General features: G+C 67.2%; 13 protein-coding genes. 6 read left to right on the forward strand and 7 right to left on the reverse strand.

What is annotated here, in order from left to right:
- Positions 1-9: 9 nt before the first annotated feature.
- Both QX204_RS33655 and leuA read right to left on the reverse strand, forming a co-directional pair.
- Positions 10-1,671 carry a MinD/ParA family ATP-binding protein gene (locus QX204_RS33655; protein ID WP_301908204.1) on the reverse strand — a complete coding sequence of 554 codons (1,662 nt, stop codon included), beginning with the start codon at positions 1,669-1,671 and terminating at the stop codon, positions 10-12.
- A 345-nt stretch (positions 1,672-2,016) separates the two neighbouring features.
- Complete coding sequence (gene leuA, locus QX204_RS33660) at positions 2,017-3,813, reverse strand: 2-isopropylmalate synthase (RefSeq protein WP_301904490.1); 1,797 nt, start codon at positions 3,811-3,813, stop codon at positions 2,017-2,019.
- 299 nt (positions 3,814-4,112) lie between these two features.
- Here leuA and QX204_RS33665 point away from each other — a divergent pair, with 299 nt between their 5' ends.
- The 3 genes from QX204_RS33665 (at position 4,113) to QX204_RS33675 (ending at position 7,557) form a co-directional block, all read left to right on the forward strand.
- Complete coding sequence (locus QX204_RS33665) at positions 4,113-4,880, forward strand: sulfite exporter TauE/SafE family protein (protein ID WP_301904491.1); 768 nt, start codon at positions 4,113-4,115, stop codon at positions 4,878-4,880.
- A gap of 118 nt (positions 4,881-4,998) precedes the next feature.
- Positions 4,999-6,609 carry a GMC oxidoreductase gene (locus QX204_RS33670; protein WP_301904492.1) on the forward strand — a complete coding sequence of 537 codons (1,611 nt, stop codon included), beginning with the start codon at positions 4,999-5,001 and terminating at the stop codon, positions 6,607-6,609.
- A 114-nt stretch (positions 6,610-6,723) separates the two neighbouring features.
- Positions 6,724-7,557, forward strand: coding sequence for an ion transporter (locus tag QX204_RS33675; protein ID WP_301904494.1), 834 nt, complete (start codon positions 6,724-6,726; stop codon positions 7,555-7,557).
- Here QX204_RS33675 and QX204_RS33680 read toward each other — a convergent pair.
- The 3 genes from QX204_RS33680 to QX204_RS33690 all read right to left on the reverse strand — a co-directional run bounded on the left by QX204_RS33680 (position 7,544) and on the right by QX204_RS33690 (position 9,983).
- A complete protein-coding gene (locus tag QX204_RS33680; protein WP_301904495.1) occupies positions 7,544-8,746 on the reverse strand; it encodes a low temperature requirement protein A in 1,203 nt (400 codons plus the stop codon). The genes QX204_RS33675 and QX204_RS33680 overlap by 14 nt on opposite strands.
- Positions 8,747-8,853: 107 nt before the next feature.
- Entirely contained in the window at positions 8,854-9,312 is a 459-nt protein-coding gene (locus QX204_RS33685) for an SRPBCC family protein (protein WP_301904496.1), read from the reverse strand.
- 98 nt (positions 9,313-9,410) lie between these two features.
- Positions 9,411-9,983: a TetR/AcrR family transcriptional regulator gene (locus QX204_RS33690; RefSeq protein ID WP_301904498.1), complete on the reverse strand. Its 573-nt coding sequence runs from the start codon at positions 9,981-9,983 to the stop codon at positions 9,411-9,413.
- A 71-nt stretch (positions 9,984-10,054) separates the two neighbouring features.
- Here QX204_RS33690 and QX204_RS33695 point away from each other — a divergent pair, with 71 nt between their 5' ends.
- The 3 genes from QX204_RS33695 to QX204_RS33705 all read left to right on the forward strand — a co-directional run bounded on the left by QX204_RS33695 (position 10,055) and on the right by QX204_RS33705 (position 13,069).
- The gene (locus QX204_RS33695) at positions 10,055-10,630 is read left to right on the forward strand and encodes a dihydrofolate reductase family protein (RefSeq protein WP_301904499.1); all 576 of its coding nucleotides are present in this window, start codon (positions 10,055-10,057) and stop codon (positions 10,628-10,630) included.
- A 135-nt stretch (positions 10,631-10,765) separates the two neighbouring features.
- Positions 10,766-12,031 (forward strand): aspartate kinase, encoded by a 1,266-nt coding sequence (locus tag QX204_RS33700; protein WP_301904500.1) that lies wholly within the window; start codon positions 10,766-10,768, stop codon positions 12,029-12,031.
- Between the two features lie 3 nt (positions 12,032-12,034).
- Positions 12,035-13,069 carry an aspartate-semialdehyde dehydrogenase gene (locus tag QX204_RS33705; RefSeq protein ID WP_301904502.1) on the forward strand — a complete coding sequence of 345 codons (1,035 nt, stop codon included), beginning with the start codon at positions 12,035-12,037 and terminating at the stop codon, positions 13,067-13,069.
- A 77-nt stretch (positions 13,070-13,146) separates the two neighbouring features.
- On the opposite strand, the gene QX204_RS33710 is transcribed toward QX204_RS33705, so the two are convergent.
- Together QX204_RS33710 and QX204_RS33715 are read right to left on the reverse strand one after the other, a co-directional pair.
- Positions 13,147-14,490, reverse strand: coding sequence for a serine hydrolase domain-containing protein (locus tag QX204_RS33710; RefSeq protein WP_301904503.1), 1,344 nt, complete (start codon positions 14,488-14,490; stop codon positions 13,147-13,149).
- A 75-nt stretch (positions 14,491-14,565) separates the two neighbouring features.
- Positions 14,566-15,804, reverse strand: a complete 1,239-nt coding sequence (locus tag QX204_RS33715; RefSeq protein WP_301904505.1) for an APC family permease — start codon at positions 15,802-15,804, stop codon at positions 14,566-14,568.
- Positions 15,805-16,162: the final 358 nt, after the last annotated feature.

Below are 16,162 nucleotides of genomic sequence, written 5' to 3' on the forward strand. Positions count from 1 at the left end.
CGTTCTCCGTCAGAACTGGCCCGGCTGGTACTGCTGACCCGGGTAGGGCTGGCCCGGCTGATACTGCTGTTGCTGCGGCTGACCGTGGTAGCTGAAGTCGTCGGCGACCATCGCGGCCAGTTCGAGCAGGGCCCGCCTCGTCGGCTTGCTGACCAGCTCGAGGTCGATCTCGGCGCCCTCGGCCAGGTGATCGTCGAACGGGACGATCTGCACGGCGCGGGTGCGGTCGAGGAACAGCTTGCGTAGCTGGTCCAGGTCGACCGTGGACGCGCCACGGCGCGAGGCGTTCACGACGACGACAGTGCGTTCGACCAGCTTGCTGTAGCCGTGGTGATCGAGCCAGTCCAGCGTCGCCGAGGCGCTGCGCGCACCGTCGATGGCGGGGGAGGTGACCAGCACCAGCGAGCTCGCCATATCCAGCACGCCCGACATCGCCGAGTGCATCAGTCCGGTGCCGCAGTCGGTGAGGATGATGTTGTAGAACGACTGCAGGATGCCGATGGCCTTGCGGTAGTCGGCCTCGCTGAAGGCTTCCGACACGGCCGGATCCTGTTCGGAGGCAAGCACTTCCAGTCGGCTGGGGGCCTGCGAGGTGTGCGCGCGAACATCGGAGTAACGGGTGATCTGCTGGTCTTCGAGCAGGTTGCGCACCGTCGAGCGGGTCTGGCGCGGCACCCGGTGGGCGAGGGTGCCCAGGTCGGGGTTGGCGTCGATGGCGATCACGCGGTCGCCGCGCTGGGAGGCGAAGGTGGAGCCGAGACCGACCGTGGTGGTGGTCTTGCCGACGCCGCCCTTGAGCGAGAGGATCGCGATCCGGTAATCGCCGCGCACGGGCTGGTTCACCCGCTCGCCGAGGTCGCGGTAGACGACATCGGCCGCCGACTCACCGGGGTTGATCACACCGCCGGACACCTTGTGCACGGCCTTGCGCCATCCGCTACGCGGTGACTTGCGCGCCCGCTTGAGCAGGTTCAGATCGTTGACCGAATGACCCGGTTGGTTCGGTGCCTGCATGTGCTGCGGCTGGAACGGTTGCTGCTGTGGGGGCGGCCCGCCCTGCCACTGCTGGCCGGGCGGCGGACCCGCCGGACCCGGCTGGCCGAGCTGGCCGGGGAACTGCTGGCCGGGCGGCATCCCGCCCTGCATCGGCTGCTGGTACATCGGCGGCGGCGGCGGAGCCCAGCTGTAGATGGGCTCGGACTGCGGCCCCTGCTCCTGCGCGGGGAACTGTTGCTGCTGTTCGGGACCGGGGTAGGGCTGGCCCTCGGCGCCCGGATACTGCGGCGGCTGTTCGGCGCCGGGGTACTGCGGCGGCAGGCCCGGTTGCGGTTGCTCGCCGGTCGCCTGCGGGCCGGGGTAGGGCTGTTCGGCGCCCGGCTGGCCCGGCAGCCACGGTTGCTCGCCCGGCTGGCTCGGCCACGGCTGCTGCTCGGGGCCGTTGATCGGCGGCACGCCGCTGTTCTGATACGGATCGGGCACCGAGTAGGGAGCGCCCTGCGCGAACTGACCCGGCGGCGCGAAACCCGCGGGCTGATACACGGTTTGGTCGGCGAGGCCGGCCTGGCCGGGCTCGGCGACGGGCTGATCACCGGTCGACGGATCGCTGACTTCACCGACCGGGTCGGCGGCGGTTTCGGCGGGCTCGATGTCGTCCTCGGTCGCGGTCTGCACACCGGAGGGACCGGACGCAGCTTCGGACGCGTCAGCCGACGGACTCTGCAGCCACGGCGGCGAGGTCGGATTATGGTCGTTGTTGGTCACAGTTCCCCCACTTGCTCGCTGAACGAGCAGGAAAGCTCGGCGCTGAATATGCCCTAAAACGCTAACACGGAGCCAAATTTCGCGCGCCGGTGGCAGCTGCCACGCACGGGCGGACGGGAATCGAATGCGCCCAGCTCAACCGGTATATCCGGCGCGAGGCCGACCAGCTGGACCGCGGTTATCCACAGGATCGTAAAACTATCCACAGGTCAGCATGGTGGCCGGGACTCGGAGTCCCGGCCACCATGGAACAACCTATTGCGCGGCGCGGTTCACGGCCGAGACGACCGCGCGCAGCGAGGCGGTGGTGATCGAGGTGGCGATGCCGACGCCCCACACGACCTTGTCGCCGATCGCGACCTCCACGTAGGCGGCGGCCTGCGCGTCGTCACCGGCGGACATCGCGTGCTCGCTGTAGTCGAGCACGCGCACGTCGAAGCCGACGGTCGCGATCGCGTCGACGAACGCGGCCAGCGGGCCGTTGCCCGAACCGCTGATCTCCTGCTCGACGCCCTCGACCTTGACGGTCACCACGATCGAGTCCACGCCACCGTCGGTCTCGGCCGCGGTGACCTTCTGCTTGATCCGTTCGAGCGGCAGGATCGGGTTCAGGTACTCGCTGGCGAAGACGTCCCACATCTCCTTGGGCGTCACCTCGCCGCCCTCACCGTCGGTGATCGCCTGGATCGCCTGCGAGAACTCGATCTGCAGGCGACGCGGCAGCACCAGCCCGTGATCGGTCTTCATGATGTAGGCCACGCCGCCCTTGCCGGACTGCGAGTTCACCCGGATCACGGCCTCGTAGGTGCGGCCGACATCCTTGGGGTCGATCGGCAGGTACGGAACCTCCCAGACGATGTCGGACACATCGGCGTCGCGCGCGTCGGCGGTGGCCTTCATCGCGTCCAGGCCCTTGTTGATGGCGTCCTGGTGGCTGCCGGAGAACGCGGTGTAGACCAGGTCGCCGCCGTAGGGGTGACGCTCGGCGACGGCCAGCTGGTTGCAGTACTCCACCGTGCGACGGACCTCGTCGATATCGGAGAAGTTGATCTGCGGGTCGATGCCGCGCGAGAACAGGTTCATGCCCAGCGTCACCAGGCAGACATTGCCGGTGCGCTCACCGTTGCCGAACAGGCAGCCTTCGATGCGGTCGGCGCCGGCCTGGTAGCCCAGCTCGGCGGCCGCGACGGCGGTGCCACGGTCGTTGTGCGGGTGCAGCGACAGCACGATCGAGTCGCGTCGGGCCAGGTTGCGGTGCATCCACTCGATCGAGTCGGCGTACACGTTCGGGGTGGCCATCTCGACGGTCGCGGGCAGGTTGATGATCAGCGGCTTGGCCGGGGTGGGCGCGATGATCTCGGAGACCGCGTCACACACCTCACGGGCGTAGTCCAGCTCGGTGCCGGTGTAGGACTCCGGGCTGTACTCGTAGCGCCACTCGGTGTCGGGGTAGCGCTTCTCGATCTCCAGGCACAGCGACGCGGCATCGGTGGCGATCTTCTTCACCGCGTCGCGGTCGGCGCGGAAGACCACCCGGCGCTGCAGGATCGAGGTGGAGTTGTAGAAGTGCACGATCACGTTCGGCGCGCCCGCGCAGGCCTCGAAGGTGCGCTCGATCAGCTCGGCGCGGCACTGGGTGAGGACCTGGATGGTGACGTCGTCGGGGACAGCGCCGTCTTCGATGATCTCGCGGACGAAATCGAAGTCGGTCTGGCTCGCGGCCGGGAAACCGACCTCGATCTCCTTGTAGCCCATCCGCACCAGCAGGTCGAACATGCGGCGCTTACGGGCGGGGCTCATCGGGTCGATGAGGGCCTGGTTGCCGTCGCGCAGGTCGACGGCACACCACGCGGGCGCGCGATCGATGATCTTGTCCGGCCAGGTGCGGTCGGGCACCGTGATCGGCTCGACCTCTTCGGCGAAGGGGCGATACCGGAACGCGGGCATCGAGGAGTTCTTCTGGGTGTTCCAGGCGGGCTGGTCGGCCGGTGCGGGTTTGCCGGGGGCCGAAATGGTGCGCGAAGCGGATACGAATGCGTCAGCCGAGGACATGCAAGTTTCTCCGTGGGTGTGATGGATTCCCTGAATGGGAGCGGGTCGACCGGCGCGTTGGAACCCCGCGACGGGAGCCGGTCCGTATCAGGACCCGTCGCGGCGGCCGAGAAGAAGAGCCCGCTGCAGCATGATCCTCCGAGCTTACCGCGTGCCCACCCCTGGTTGTAAGCGGCCCGGAACAATTCAGTGGATCAGCTCCGCTGCCATTCGCTCACCGGTTGACCAGTACGGTTTTCCCCATAACGCACGCTTGTACGGACCTGCGCGTCCGACGAGACGTACCAAAGGAATTCGAAATGACTTGGTTGCAACAGCTGGCTGTCTTCGCCGCGGGTATCGCGGCGGGCGGCATCAATACGATCGTCGGATCGGGCACGCTGATCACCTTTCCCGCGCTGCTCGCGTTCGGGTTGCCGCCGGTGACGGCGAATGTGTCCAACACCATCGGGCTCGTCCCCGGCTCGGTGAGCGGGGTGATCGGTTATCGGCGCGAACTGCAGGGGCAGCGGTCGCGACTGCTGCAGCTGGGCACCGCGTCGCTGCTGGGCGGCATCACGGGCGCGATCCTGCTGTTGACGATGCCCGCGGAGGCGTTCAAGGCGATCGTCCCGGTCCTCATCATCGCGGCGCTCGTGCTGGTGGTGGTGCAGCCGCGGCTGGCCGCGTGGGTGAGGAAGCGCAGGGAGGGCGGCGAATCGTCGGCACCGGAGCACGGCGGTCCGATTCTGCTGATCGCGGTGTTCGCCACCGGCATCTACGGCGGGTACTTCGGGGCGGCGCAGGGCGTGCTGCTGCTCGGTCTGCTCGGGGTGTTCGTGCACGAGGACATCCAGCGGCTCAACGGCGTGAAGAACGTGCTGGCCCTGATCGTCAACGCGGTGTCGGCGCTGATCTTCATCGTGGTCGCCGAGGTGGATTGGCAGGCGGTGGCGTTGATCGCGGTCGGCTCGATCATCGGCGGGCAGCTGGGGGCGAAGGTGGGTCGTAAGTTACCGCCGAATGTGCTGCGCGGGGTGATCGTGGTGGTCGGAACCATCGCAGTGGTGCGCCTGCTCACCAGCTGAGTTCCCCACGGCGTCCCTCGGGCGTCGTGACTTGGGACAAATGTGGGTGCTAGCGGGCGATTCGTCGTGTTTGCGGGTATTCTTCGCCTCGGCCATGCGTGATGAGGGAGGTGGCCTGGTGCACAGACGTGCCTTTTTCAAGGCGGCGGGACTGGCGGCTGTCGCCGGTGCCGTGGGAACGACGCTGACGAGCGTGCCCGCTTCGGCGGATCCGCGCGAGACGATGTTCCAGTCCTGGGTACCCGAGATCTTCGCCCCGATCCCGGACGCACCGGCGCATACGGAGGCCATCGTCATCGGATCCGGCTTCGGCGCCGCCGTCACGGCGCTGCGCCTGGCCGAGGCCGGGATCGCCAACACGGTGCTGGAGCGTGGCTCGCACTGGCCCAACGACCCGTGGCGCGAGATCTTCACCGGCGACGATCTGCCCGACGGCCGCGGGTTCTGGCATCGCACCAGCTTCACCGGCGTCACCAAGGTGCCGATGAGTTTCAGCGCGTTCGGCGGGGTGCTGGATGTGACCGAATATTCCGGCCTCGATGTGTGGCGGGCCGCCGCTGTCGGCGGCGGATCGGTGATCTTCACCGGGGCGATGGTGGCGCCGGAACGCAGGCTCTTCGACCAGGTCTTCGGTGGTGTGGTCGATTACGGCGAGCTCGACAGCGTCTACTACCCGCGGGTGCGTCAGATGCTGCGGCTCGACCATATGCCCGCCGACATCTACCACTCCTCGCCGTTCGCGCACTCGCGCGCCTGGGACGAGCAGGTACGTGCCGCCGGCTACCAGCCGCTGCCCAACGATTCGATCTTCACCTGGGATGTGCTGCGCAGCGAGCTCGCGGGCAGTTCGCGTGCCTCGGCCACCTCGGCCCGCTCCAATCTCGGCAACTCCAACGGCGCCAAGTTCGACCTCAATCAGAACTACCTGCGCTATGCCCGCGAGACCGGCAAGTCCCAGGTGTTCCCCGGCCACCGCGTCGACGCCATCGCCCAGGAGGCGAGCGGCAGGTTCGTCGTCGCCGTGTCGAAGCTCGCGCCGAGCGGCCAGGTGCTGAGCACTCGCAACCTCACCTGCGACAAGCTGTTCCTCGGCGCCGGTTCGATCGGCACCTCGGAGCTGCTGGTCCGCGCCCAGGCCACCGGCACGCTGCCCAACCTCAACGAACACATCGGCGACGGCTTCGGCACCAACGGTGACGTGGTGCTGGCCCGCGGCGCGAGCGCCATCGCGGGCCAGGGCCAAGGTGTGCCGAGCGCCAGCCGGATCCACGACGAATCCAACGTGCCGGTCACCCTGGAGAACTGGTACATCCCCGGCATTCCGTTCGAGACCGGCGCGCTGGCCTCGCTCGGCATGGTCCTCGATCCGACCCGCGCTCGCTTCGGCTACCACGCCGCGACGGGCGGTGTCGGCCTGAACTGGTCGCCGGCCACGCAGCACGCGGTCGCCGCGGCGGCGCGCGTGGTCGACCACCGGATCGCCGAGCGCGCGGGCGCGGTCGCCGAATACGGCGCGCTCGGTTACGACGCCAACGCCCAGTTCACCGCGCACCCGCTCGGCGGCGCGGTCCTCGGCAAGGCCACCGACGCCTACGGTCGCGTCCACGGCCACCCCGGCCTCTACGTGATGGACGGCGCCGCGATCCCCGGCAGCACCGCGACCGTCAACCCGTCGCTGACCATCACCGCCCTGGCCGAACGCAATATCGAGGCCGTCCTGCGCGGCTGAACACACCACCGACCGGCGTCCGCATCTCCCCTCGCGGCGCCGGTCCACCAATTAGCGTGGGCAACGTCAAGGCCGACCTACGCGGCGCCGACCGCCAGATATTCAGGAGCAACAGTGGCTTCACCGGGGATCGAACGGGTCGAGGCCCTGCCGGACGTGCGCTCGAAGACGCCCAGCCTGCGCACCGACATCTTCATGCTGATCCTCGCCGTGATCTCGGTGGTGCTGGTCGTGTGGATCACCTTCTTCGAGGTCAGCGGGCCGACCTACCACGCGATCGTCATCGTCGACACGTCGATCTGCGCGATCTTCCTCGTCGAGTTCCTGTGGCGCTGGCGCCGGGCTGGCTGGCCGTGGTCGTTCCCGTTCATCTACTGGTACGAGGTCGTCGGCATGATCCCGGTGACCACCCCGCTGTTCCGCGGGTTCCGGTTGTTGCGCATCGTGGTGATCTTGATCCGGCTGGGCCGGGTCGCCGACCGGGCGCTGGGGGAGCGGGTCACCGCGACGATCGTCAACCGATTCGTCGGCACGATCGTCGACGCCATCAAGCGCCCGATGACGATCGCGATCCTCGATGAGGTCTCCAAGGTGCTGCGCGCGGGCCACTACACCCAGAACATCGCCGCCGCGCTGGAGGAGAACCACGCCGAGGTCGACCGGCTGATCATGGACCTGATCAAGAACGACCCGCAGACCGGCAAGCTGCGCTACCTCCCGTTCCACGATGACATCATCCGGCTCGTCGCCGACACGGTCTACCGCATGCTGCGTCAGCTGCTCGACGACCCGCGCACCGACGAACTCGTCGCCGACATGCTGCGCGAGAACCTCGACCAGATCAACGACGCGGTGCGGGCCGGGGTGAACGTCCCGCCCTCGCACCGTGGGGCGACGCCCGCCGAGCACGGCGTGCGCCACCACATCGGTCAGATCAAGCGTGCCTGATCCGGTCCCGCGGCTGCGCGAAGCGCAAGGTCTCGAAGATCACCAGCGCGGCCAGCACGGTGCACAGCACGGCGAGCGAGGCGAGCGCGGGCAGGTGCGCGGCGGCCGGGATCAGCGCCAGCAGTAGGACCACGGTGATCACGCGGGCGATCGACACCGATTTCGAGGCATAGTATTTCGCCACGACGACGCCGAGGATGAACAGCGCTGGTCCCGCGTAGAGCGCACCGAGCGGGATGCCGTAGAGCGGGTCGGTGAGCTTGTGGTGCGAGGAGTCGCCCACGTAGTACAGCACCTTCTTCAACCCGAGCGAGAGCGCGATCACGCCGACGATCATCGGAAAATGCCAGTAGGTGTAGCTGTTCTGCGCGATCTTGATCTGCTCGGTGCCCTTGGCATGGGCCAGACTGTGTTCGATCGAGAGCGCGGCGACGTCGAAGTAGAGCCACCACAGCAGACCCGAGACCGCGAGCCCGAGCATCGAGCCGAGCGCGATCGGCCAGGAGATCGGCAGTCCGGCCACCCCGATCCCGATCGAGACGATCGATTCGCCCAGCGCCACGATGACGATCAGCCCGTAGCGTTCGGCGAAGTGTTTGGCCGAATTGAGCCGCCAGTCGGTGCCCGCGACGAAGGTCCACGCCATGTCGCCGACGATCGCGGCGATCCACAGCAGGATCTGGGTGAGGCCGGTGGTCATCGCGGCGACCACCAGCAGCGTGGTGCCGATGGTGATCGAACCGAGCGCCCAGCGCAGCAATTGCCCGCGCAGCTGGGAGTCCTCGGCGCTGACCGCCCAGAAGATGGCGACGTGCACCAGCCGCACCACCAGATAGGCGATGGCGAAGACCAGCGGACCGAACCAGCCGCCGGGCAGATCGGTGAAGGCCTCGGGAATGGTGAGCGCGGCGATGAACGCGCCGCCCATCGCGACGAAGATGCCCACCCGCACGATGCCCTCGTCGGCGCGCACCACATTGCCCAGCCACGAGTAGGCGATCCACAGCCACCACATCAGGGCGAGGACCAGCGTGGCCCGCAGCATGTTCGCCGCCGTGGTCTCGTCTGCCGCCAGGTCGGTGACCATCGTGAAGGCGAAGACGATCACCAGGTCGAAGAACAATTCGAGCTGGGTCACCGAGCTGTCCGCGGTGACCGGACGGAACCGGACCCGTCGATTTCCGATCATGGGGTCAATATTCGCACCCCGAGCCGCGATTCGAGGGACGAGCAGGACGGTCACCGCGGTCGATCGTCGCCCCCGGCCAGGCGGCGGCGGTTTCGCGGACGGCGCGATCAGCCGGCCGCGTAGCCCCCGATCTCGGGATACCGCTCGGCGAATTCGATGAAGTTCGCGACCGTCTCGTCGTGCAGCTTGCGCAGTGTGCGGTTGAACAGGATGCCCGGAATGGGCAGCGGAAGCGAGAGCTCCACGTGGTAGTCGACCTCGGTGCCCTCGGGAGTCTCGAGCAGCTCGATCCAGCCCCCGCCCTTGGAACCGCGACTGCTGTCGACCACCCGCCACGACGACCGGTACTGCTCCCAGGTGTATTCGAGCACCTGGGCGTCGGAGTTTCCCATGAAGTGGGCGGTGGCGAAGACCCGCCGCGGCCTGCCGTCGGCATCGCGCGGGCCTACCCGGACATCACTGAGCGAGGTCGACCACTCCGACATCAGGTCAACGGCCAATAGTGCGTCCATCACTTGGTCGATCTCGGCGTCAACGGTGAATCGGATGTCGATCTTCGAGCGCATCTGTGTCTATCCTCCGAACCCCCGCAGCTTTCGCGCCCGATTGTGCACAGTCGTACTAGTGATCGTCAACACGTCTATGGTCTGGACAAATGACCGGGTCAGGTGCGTATCACACGCTCGACGGCTGTTTCTATCAGTGCCGCGCTCTGTTGCTCGGTGAAGATTCCGGGCAGTGTGAGGTGTTCGACGATGAGCCAGTTGAGCGCCAGGTAGAGCAGTAGCACCGACTCCGCGTCGCCCGGCAGGCCGGATGCCAGATGGTTGCGCACGTTGAAATCGATGTCGGCGCGGACGCGTTCGGTGAGCACCGTGCGTAGCTCGGGGCGGCGGGTGGCCTCGAGGCGGAGTTCCAGCAGCGCGAGATAGGCCTTGCGATGCGATTCGATGCGTCCGACCACCTCTTTCATCAGCGTGGTGATGTTGTCGATGTCCTTCGGGCCGTCGCTGACCAGCGCCATCGTCTCCTCGCTCGGCTGCACCACCTCGTAGAAGCGCACCCCTGCCTGGGTCAGGAGCTCGTCGCGATTGGCGAAGTAGTTCGAGGCCGTGCCCAGGGGGACGGCCGCTTGTTTGTCCACCGCACGGAAAGTGAGGCCGCGGGCGCCTTCGTCGGCGAGGACTTCGATGGCCGCGTCGAGCAGAGCTTGTCGTCGTTCGGGGTTGGTACGCACTTGACACCACTCCATCTGTAGTACTACCTTTAAGCCACTTCAAGCATAGTACAACAACTGAGGCGGTAACCATGCGAAAGCTTGTCTACTACATCGGCGTCTCCCTCGACGGCTACATCGCAGGTCCCGGCGGTGAATTCGAGTTCTACCCGACCCCGCCGGAATACTCGGACTGGCTCAACAGCGAATTCCCCGAGGCGATCCCGGTGCACCTCCGCCCGCATTTCGGCATCGACGTCGATACGCCGAACAAGAACTGGGACACCACACTCATGGGTCGCGGCACCTACGCGGCCGCCTACGACGCGGGCGTCCTCAGTCCGTTCGTCCACATGAAGCAGTACGTCTTCTCCTCCTCGCTCGGCCCGGTCGACGCCCCCAACATCGAGATCGTCGACGGCGATCCGGTCGAGCTGGTACGCGAGCTCAAGCAGCAGGACGGTCTCGACATCTGGCTCTGTGGTGGCGGGAAACTCGCGGGACAGCTCCTCGACGAGATCGATCAGCTGATCGTCAAGAGCTACCCGGTCATCGCGGGCGAGGGCATTCCCGCCTTCACCGGCGTCTTCGAACCGACACTTTTCACGCCGACCCGACGCAAGGAATTCGACAGCGGCGCGCAGGTCACCTGGTTGGATCGGAGCTGAATCCGGCGGTTATCCACAGGTGACAAGCCTGTGTCGTTTTCCACAGGCAGGGCAGGTAGCAGCAAAACCGGTGGCCGGGGCCCGGTACTCTTGGTCGCTGATACCAATCTGACACTCGATCGTGAAGGACCTGCTGTGGCTCTCGTAGTTCAGAAGTACGGAGGATCCTCGGTGGCTACCGCCGAGCGGATCCGGCGCGTCGCTGAACGGATCGTGGAGACCAAGAAGCAGGGGCACGACGTGGTTGTCGTGTGCTCTGCCATGGGCGACACGACCGATGAGTTGCTCGATCTCGCGGAGCAGGTGGCCCCGTCGCCGCCTGCTCGCGAGATGGACATGCTACTCACCTCGGGCGAGCGCATCTCGAATGCCTTGGTGGCCATGGCTATTCACACTCTCGGTGCCGAGGCTCGCTCGTTCACCGGTTCGCAGGCAGGCGTGATCACCACCGGCGCGCACGGCAACGCCAAGATCATCGACGTGACCCCCGGCCGTCTGCAGGAGGCGCTGGCCGAGGGCCAGATCGTGCTGGTGGCCGGCTTCCAGGGCGTGAGCCAGGACAGCAAGGACGTCACCACCCTGGGCCGCGGCGGCTCCGACACCACCGCCGTCGCGCTGGCCGCGGCGTTGAAAGCCGATGTCTGCGAGATCTACACCGATGTCGACGGCATCTTCTCCGCCGACCCGCGCATCGTGTCCGACGCCCAGAAGCTCGACAACATCTCCTACGAGGAGATGCTCGAGATGGCCGCCTGTGGCTCGAAGGTGCTCATGCTGCGCTGCGTGGAGTACGCGCGCCGCTACAACGTTCCCGTTCATGTTCGGTCGTCCTACACCGACAAGATCGGCACCACTGTTTTCGGATCGATGGAGGACATTCCCGTGGAGCAGGCAATCCTGACCGGCGTCGCGCACGACCGCAGCGAAGCCAAGGTGACCGTCGTCGCCCTACCGGACGAGCCGGGCTACGCGGCCAAGGTGTTCCGCGCGGTGGCCGACGCCGAGATCAACATCGACATGGTGCTGCAGAACATCTCCAAGGTCGACACGGGTAAGACCGACATCACCTTCACCTGCCCCAAGACCGACCTGGTCCGCGCGGTGCAGAAGCTCACCGAGCGTCAGGCCGAGATCGGCTTCGCCGAGATCCTCTCCGACGATCACATCGGCAAGGTTTCCCTGGTCGGCGCCGGGATGAAGTCGCACCCGGGCGTCACCGCCACCTTCTGTGAGGCGCTGGCCAACGCGGGCGTCAACATCGACCTGATCTCCACCTCGGAGATCCGGATCTCGGTGCTGGTGCGCGACACCGAACTCGATGAAGCGGTGCAGGTGTTGCACAAGGCATTCGATCTCGGCGGCGAAGAGGCCGCTGTCGTCCACGGCGGAACGGGGCGTTAGGCAATGGGTGTACGTGTAGGTGTTGTCGGTGCGACCGGTCAGGTCGGCGCCGTCATGCGCAAGCTGCTCGAAGAGCGCAACTTCCCGGCCGACGAGGTGCGGTTCTTCGCCTCCGCTCGGTCCGCGGGCAAGACGCTGCCGTGGCGCGGCGGCGAGATCGTCGTCGAGGACACCGAGACCGCTGATCCCGCCGGTCTGGACATCGCGCTGTTCTCGGCGGGCGCCACCATGTCGCGAGTGCAGGCCCCGCGCTTCGCCGCGGCCGGCGTCACCGTGATCGACAATTCCTCGGCCTGGCGCAAGGACCCCGATGTGCCGCTGGTGGTGTCGGAGGTCAACCCCGAGGCCACACGCAACCTGCCCAAGGGCATCATCGCGAACCCGAACTGCACCACCATGGCCGCGATGCCGGTGCTCAAGCCGCTACACGATGTGGCCGGCTTGCAGCGCCTGATCGTGTCGAGCTACCAGGCTGTTTCGGGTAGCGGGCTGGCCGGTGTGGAGGAACTCGCCACGCAGATCCGCGCGGTGGCCGCCGATGCGGAGCAGCTGGTGCACGACGGTTCGGCCGTGGACTTCCCCGCGCCGAACAAGTACGTCGCGCCTATCGGTTTCAACGTGATCCCGCTCGCAGGCGCGCTGGTCGACGACGGCTCCTTCGAGACCGACGAAGATCAGAAGCTGCGCAACGAGAGTCGCAAGATCCTCGGCCTGCCCGACCTGCTGGTGAGCGGCACCTGCGTGCGGGTTCCGGTCTTCACCGGGCACTCGCTGTCGATCAATGCCGAATTCGCCGAACCGATCTCGGTGCAGCAGGCACAGGAACTGTTGGCCAAGGCCGCGGGCGTGCGTCTGGTCGACGTGCCGACCCCGCTGGCCGCTGCGGGCCAGGACGACTCGCTCGTCGGCCGCATCCGCCAGGATCCGGGCGTGCCGAGCGGTCGCGGTCTCGCGCTGTTCATCTCGGGTGACAACCTGCGAAAGGGCGCTGCCCTCAACACGATTCAGATCGCGGAAGTTCTGCTCGAGAACCGCTGATCACCCGTCGACGGCCGGGCCACCTTCGGGTGCGCCCGGCCTTCGTCGTTGTCAGGGCTCGCCGCGGCGGCGAACCGCTAGCGGATGCCCGGGGTGCGCGGATCGTGGCCGACGCAGGCCAGGATGGCGCAGCCCGGTGGGATGCTGGCGAAGGGGGCGGCCAGCGGTTGGTTGAGGCAGTTGAAGACGGTGCAGCCGGGGTAGGCGCCGGGGCCGATGCCGAAGACGGCCAGCAGGATGTTGGCGTCGATGAGCTTGGCCGCGTCGAATTCGAGCGGGGGCTCCACATAGGGTGCGGGGACCGGCACCTGGGTGTCGGTGAAGGCGGCGAACAGGCGGCGGAAGAACTCGTGGGGCAGTTCTTCGGCGTGGGCGAGGATGCCGCTCGGGCCGTAGGCGGTCTGGTTGCCGAAGGGGCCGGTCCACATCACCGTCAGGTCGAGGCTCGGCAGGAAGAAGACGTTCTGCAGGCCGAGCCCGGACATGAAGTAGCTGTCCGGGGGCATGAAGTCGGGGGATTCGCTGCAATCGGCGCCGAGCCAGAACAGATAGCCGTAGCAGCTGTTCGCCTTCGACGGTGTGCGAGCTTGGCGCAGATAGTCCGAGGAGACCACGCGGTCGGCGCCCCAGCGGCCGTCGTTCGCGACGAGCAGCCCGATCTTGGACAGGTCATTGGGCGGCAACATGAGATGGGCGTAGCCGTAGGTGTGGCCGGATCGGTCACTGGCCCAGTAGTAGTCGCTGCGCGGAATGCCCAACGGGTCGAACAATTCGCGCTGCGCGAACTGCTGCAGCGGTTCACCGACGGCCAGTTCGATCACATAGGACAGCAGGTCCACATTGCGCTGGCTGTAGCTGAACGTGGTGCCGGGCGGGTTGGTCAGCTGCACCGACAGCGCCTGCACCGCCGAGTGCGGGTCGATCGGGATCACCGCGGTGACGCCCTCCGACAGCACTCCGACCTGCATGCCCGAGGTCTCGGTGAGCAGGTTCTCGACGGTGATCGACCGGTGCACCGCGTCGCCGAGGCCGGGCGGCAGATAGCGATCGATGGGCGCGGCGATATCGATTTTGCCTTCGTCGGAAGCGATTCCGGCCAGCATCGACACCACCGATTTGGTGACGCTCCAGATGTTCCACGGGGTATTGCCGGTCTCCTCGTTGCGCAGCCCTTCACCGACGAGGCAGTTGTGCCGGAAGATCTGGACGTTGAGCCGGTTGCGCGTGGCGGCGAACTGTAGTGCCGCTTCGAGTTTCACCGAATCGAGCCCGACCTGTTCGGGTTGGGCACGTTCCAGCTCGCGAGCCGACGTCACCTCACAGGTCGTGCTCGGCGCGGCGTGGGCCGGGACGGCGAATAGGCTCGCCGAGGCCAGCACCGTAGCGATCGTTCCTGCGAAAACGCTCGTGATGGGCCGCATGCGGCCGAGAGTAGCCCTTGTCACGCACCGTAACCCGTATAGCGTGGCCGCCGAACCCACTGATCACAGGCATGTTCACCTCCTGGTAACGCGGCGAATCCCGTACACCCCCGCACCGATCGCGAGCACCCCGAGCCCGGCCAGCACCGACCCGATCGGCAACGCGAACCCGAGCACCACACATCCCACCGCGCCGAGCACCGGCACCCAGCGCCGCGGCCGTCCCTCCGCGGCGGTCAGGGTGGCCGCCGACAGATTGGCGACGAGGTAGTACGCGAGCACCGCGAACGACGAGAACCCGATCGCCGCCCGCAGATCCATCGTCGCCGCGAGCACCGCCACCACCACACCCACCGCCAGCTCGGCTCGATGCGGGACGGCGTACTTCGGATGGATCCGGGCCAGGCTCTGGGGCAGATGGCCGTCACGCGCCATCGCCAGCGTGGTCCGCGAGACCCCGAGGATCAACGCCATCAGCGAACCCGCCGCCGCCAGTACCGCACCGATCCGCACCACCGGCGTCAACCAGGCAGCCCCCGCCGCCTCGACGACCTGCGCGAGCGGATCACGCGCCGCCGCGAGCCCACCCGACCCCAATGTCAGCAACGCGGCCACCGCCACCAGTGCGTACACCACCAAGGCAACTGCCAATGTGAGCATGATCGCCCGCGGAATCGTTCGCTCCGGCTCACGCACCTCTTCGCCGAGCGTGGCGATCCGGGCGTACCCCGCGAAGGCGAAGAACAACAGTCCCGCCGCCTGTAACACCCCGTACGGCCCGATCTCCGCGTCGAGCACCGCTGCCCCCGAATGATTCCCGCCGACGCCCACCACGACGACCGCGAGCAGCACGAGCAACACCACCGCCACGATCACCCGCGAAGCCGATGCCGACTTCTGCACCCCCACATAGTTGATCCCCGTCACCACCACCACGGCCCCGACCGCCACCGCGTGCGCCTGCCCCGGCCACGCGTAGCTCCCCACCGTCAACGCCATCGCCGCACACGACGCCGTCTTCCCCACCACGAATCCCCAGCCCGCCAGATACCCCCAGAACGCCCCGAGCCGCTCCCGCCCGTACACATAGGTCCCCCCGGACACCGGATACAACGCAGCCAGCCGGGCCGAAGACATCGCATTGCAATAGGCGATCACCGCGGCCACCCCCAAAGCCACCAACAACCAAGACCCGCCCACCCCCGCCGCGGGTCCCAACGCCGCGAAAACCCCGGCCCCCACCATCGCCCCCAACCCCACGACCACCGAATCCCCCAGACCCAGCCCCCGCCGCAACTGCCCATCCGAAGTCATGGACCCATCCTCGAGCATGGGTGCGGCACCCGCGACCCGGAGACGACAAACGCCGCCAGGTCGATGAGGGTGACCTGGCGGCGTCGAGTCGATGGGCCGCCTCGAGGACGGTCCGTCAGGGTGTCGACGCCCCACAAGCGCCTCTCGGCGGGTGGTCGCTCGTAGCGACAAAGGGGTGAGGCCCGGGGCTGTTCGGACGTCGACAGTGTGTCCAACCGCGGCCGTCGGAGAACTATTCCGACGGCTCGATGTGACCCGCGCTACGCCTCATCTCCTAGGCGGGCGAAGGGCCCGGTTTGCGGGCTCTTCCATGGTCGATGTCAGGGGTCAGAGGTTGCTGAACCAGTACAGCAGGCTT

It is taken from the genome of Nocardia sp. PE-7, assembly GCF_030486425.1.
Taxonomy (GTDB): Bacteria; Actinomycetota; Actinomycetes; order Mycobacteriales; family Mycobacteriaceae; genus Nocardia; species Nocardia salmonicida_A.

Excerpts from the sequence above, each read along its gene's own strand:
- leuA (WP_301904490.1), bottom strand. The coding sequence starts at position 3,813 with ATGTCCTCGGCTGACGCATTCGTATCCGCTTCGCGCACCATTTCGGCC.
- QX204_RS33665 (WP_301904491.1), top strand. The coding sequence starts at position 4,113 with ATGACTTGGTTGCAACAGCTGGCTGTCTTCGCCGCGGGTATCGCGGCG.
- QX204_RS33680 (WP_301904495.1), bottom strand. The coding sequence starts at position 8,746 with ATGATCGGAAATCGACGGGTCCGGTTCCGTCCGGTCACCGCGGACAGC.
- QX204_RS33685 (WP_301904496.1), bottom strand. The coding sequence starts at position 9,312 with ATGCGCTCGAAGATCGACATCCGATTCACCGTTGACGCCGAGATCGAC.
- QX204_RS33695 (WP_301904499.1), top strand. The coding sequence starts at position 10,055 with ATGCGAAAGCTTGTCTACTACATCGGCGTCTCCCTCGACGGCTACATC.
- QX204_RS33705 (WP_301904502.1), top strand. The coding sequence starts at position 12,035 with ATGGGTGTACGTGTAGGTGTTGTCGGTGCGACCGGTCAGGTCGGCGCC.
- QX204_RS33710 (WP_301904503.1), bottom strand. The coding sequence starts at position 14,490 with ATGCGGCCCATCACGAGCGTTTTCGCAGGAACGATCGCTACGGTGCTG.
- QX204_RS33715 (WP_301904505.1), bottom strand. The coding sequence starts at position 15,804 with ATGACTTCGGATGGGCAGTTGCGGCGGGGGCTGGGTCTGGGGGATTCG.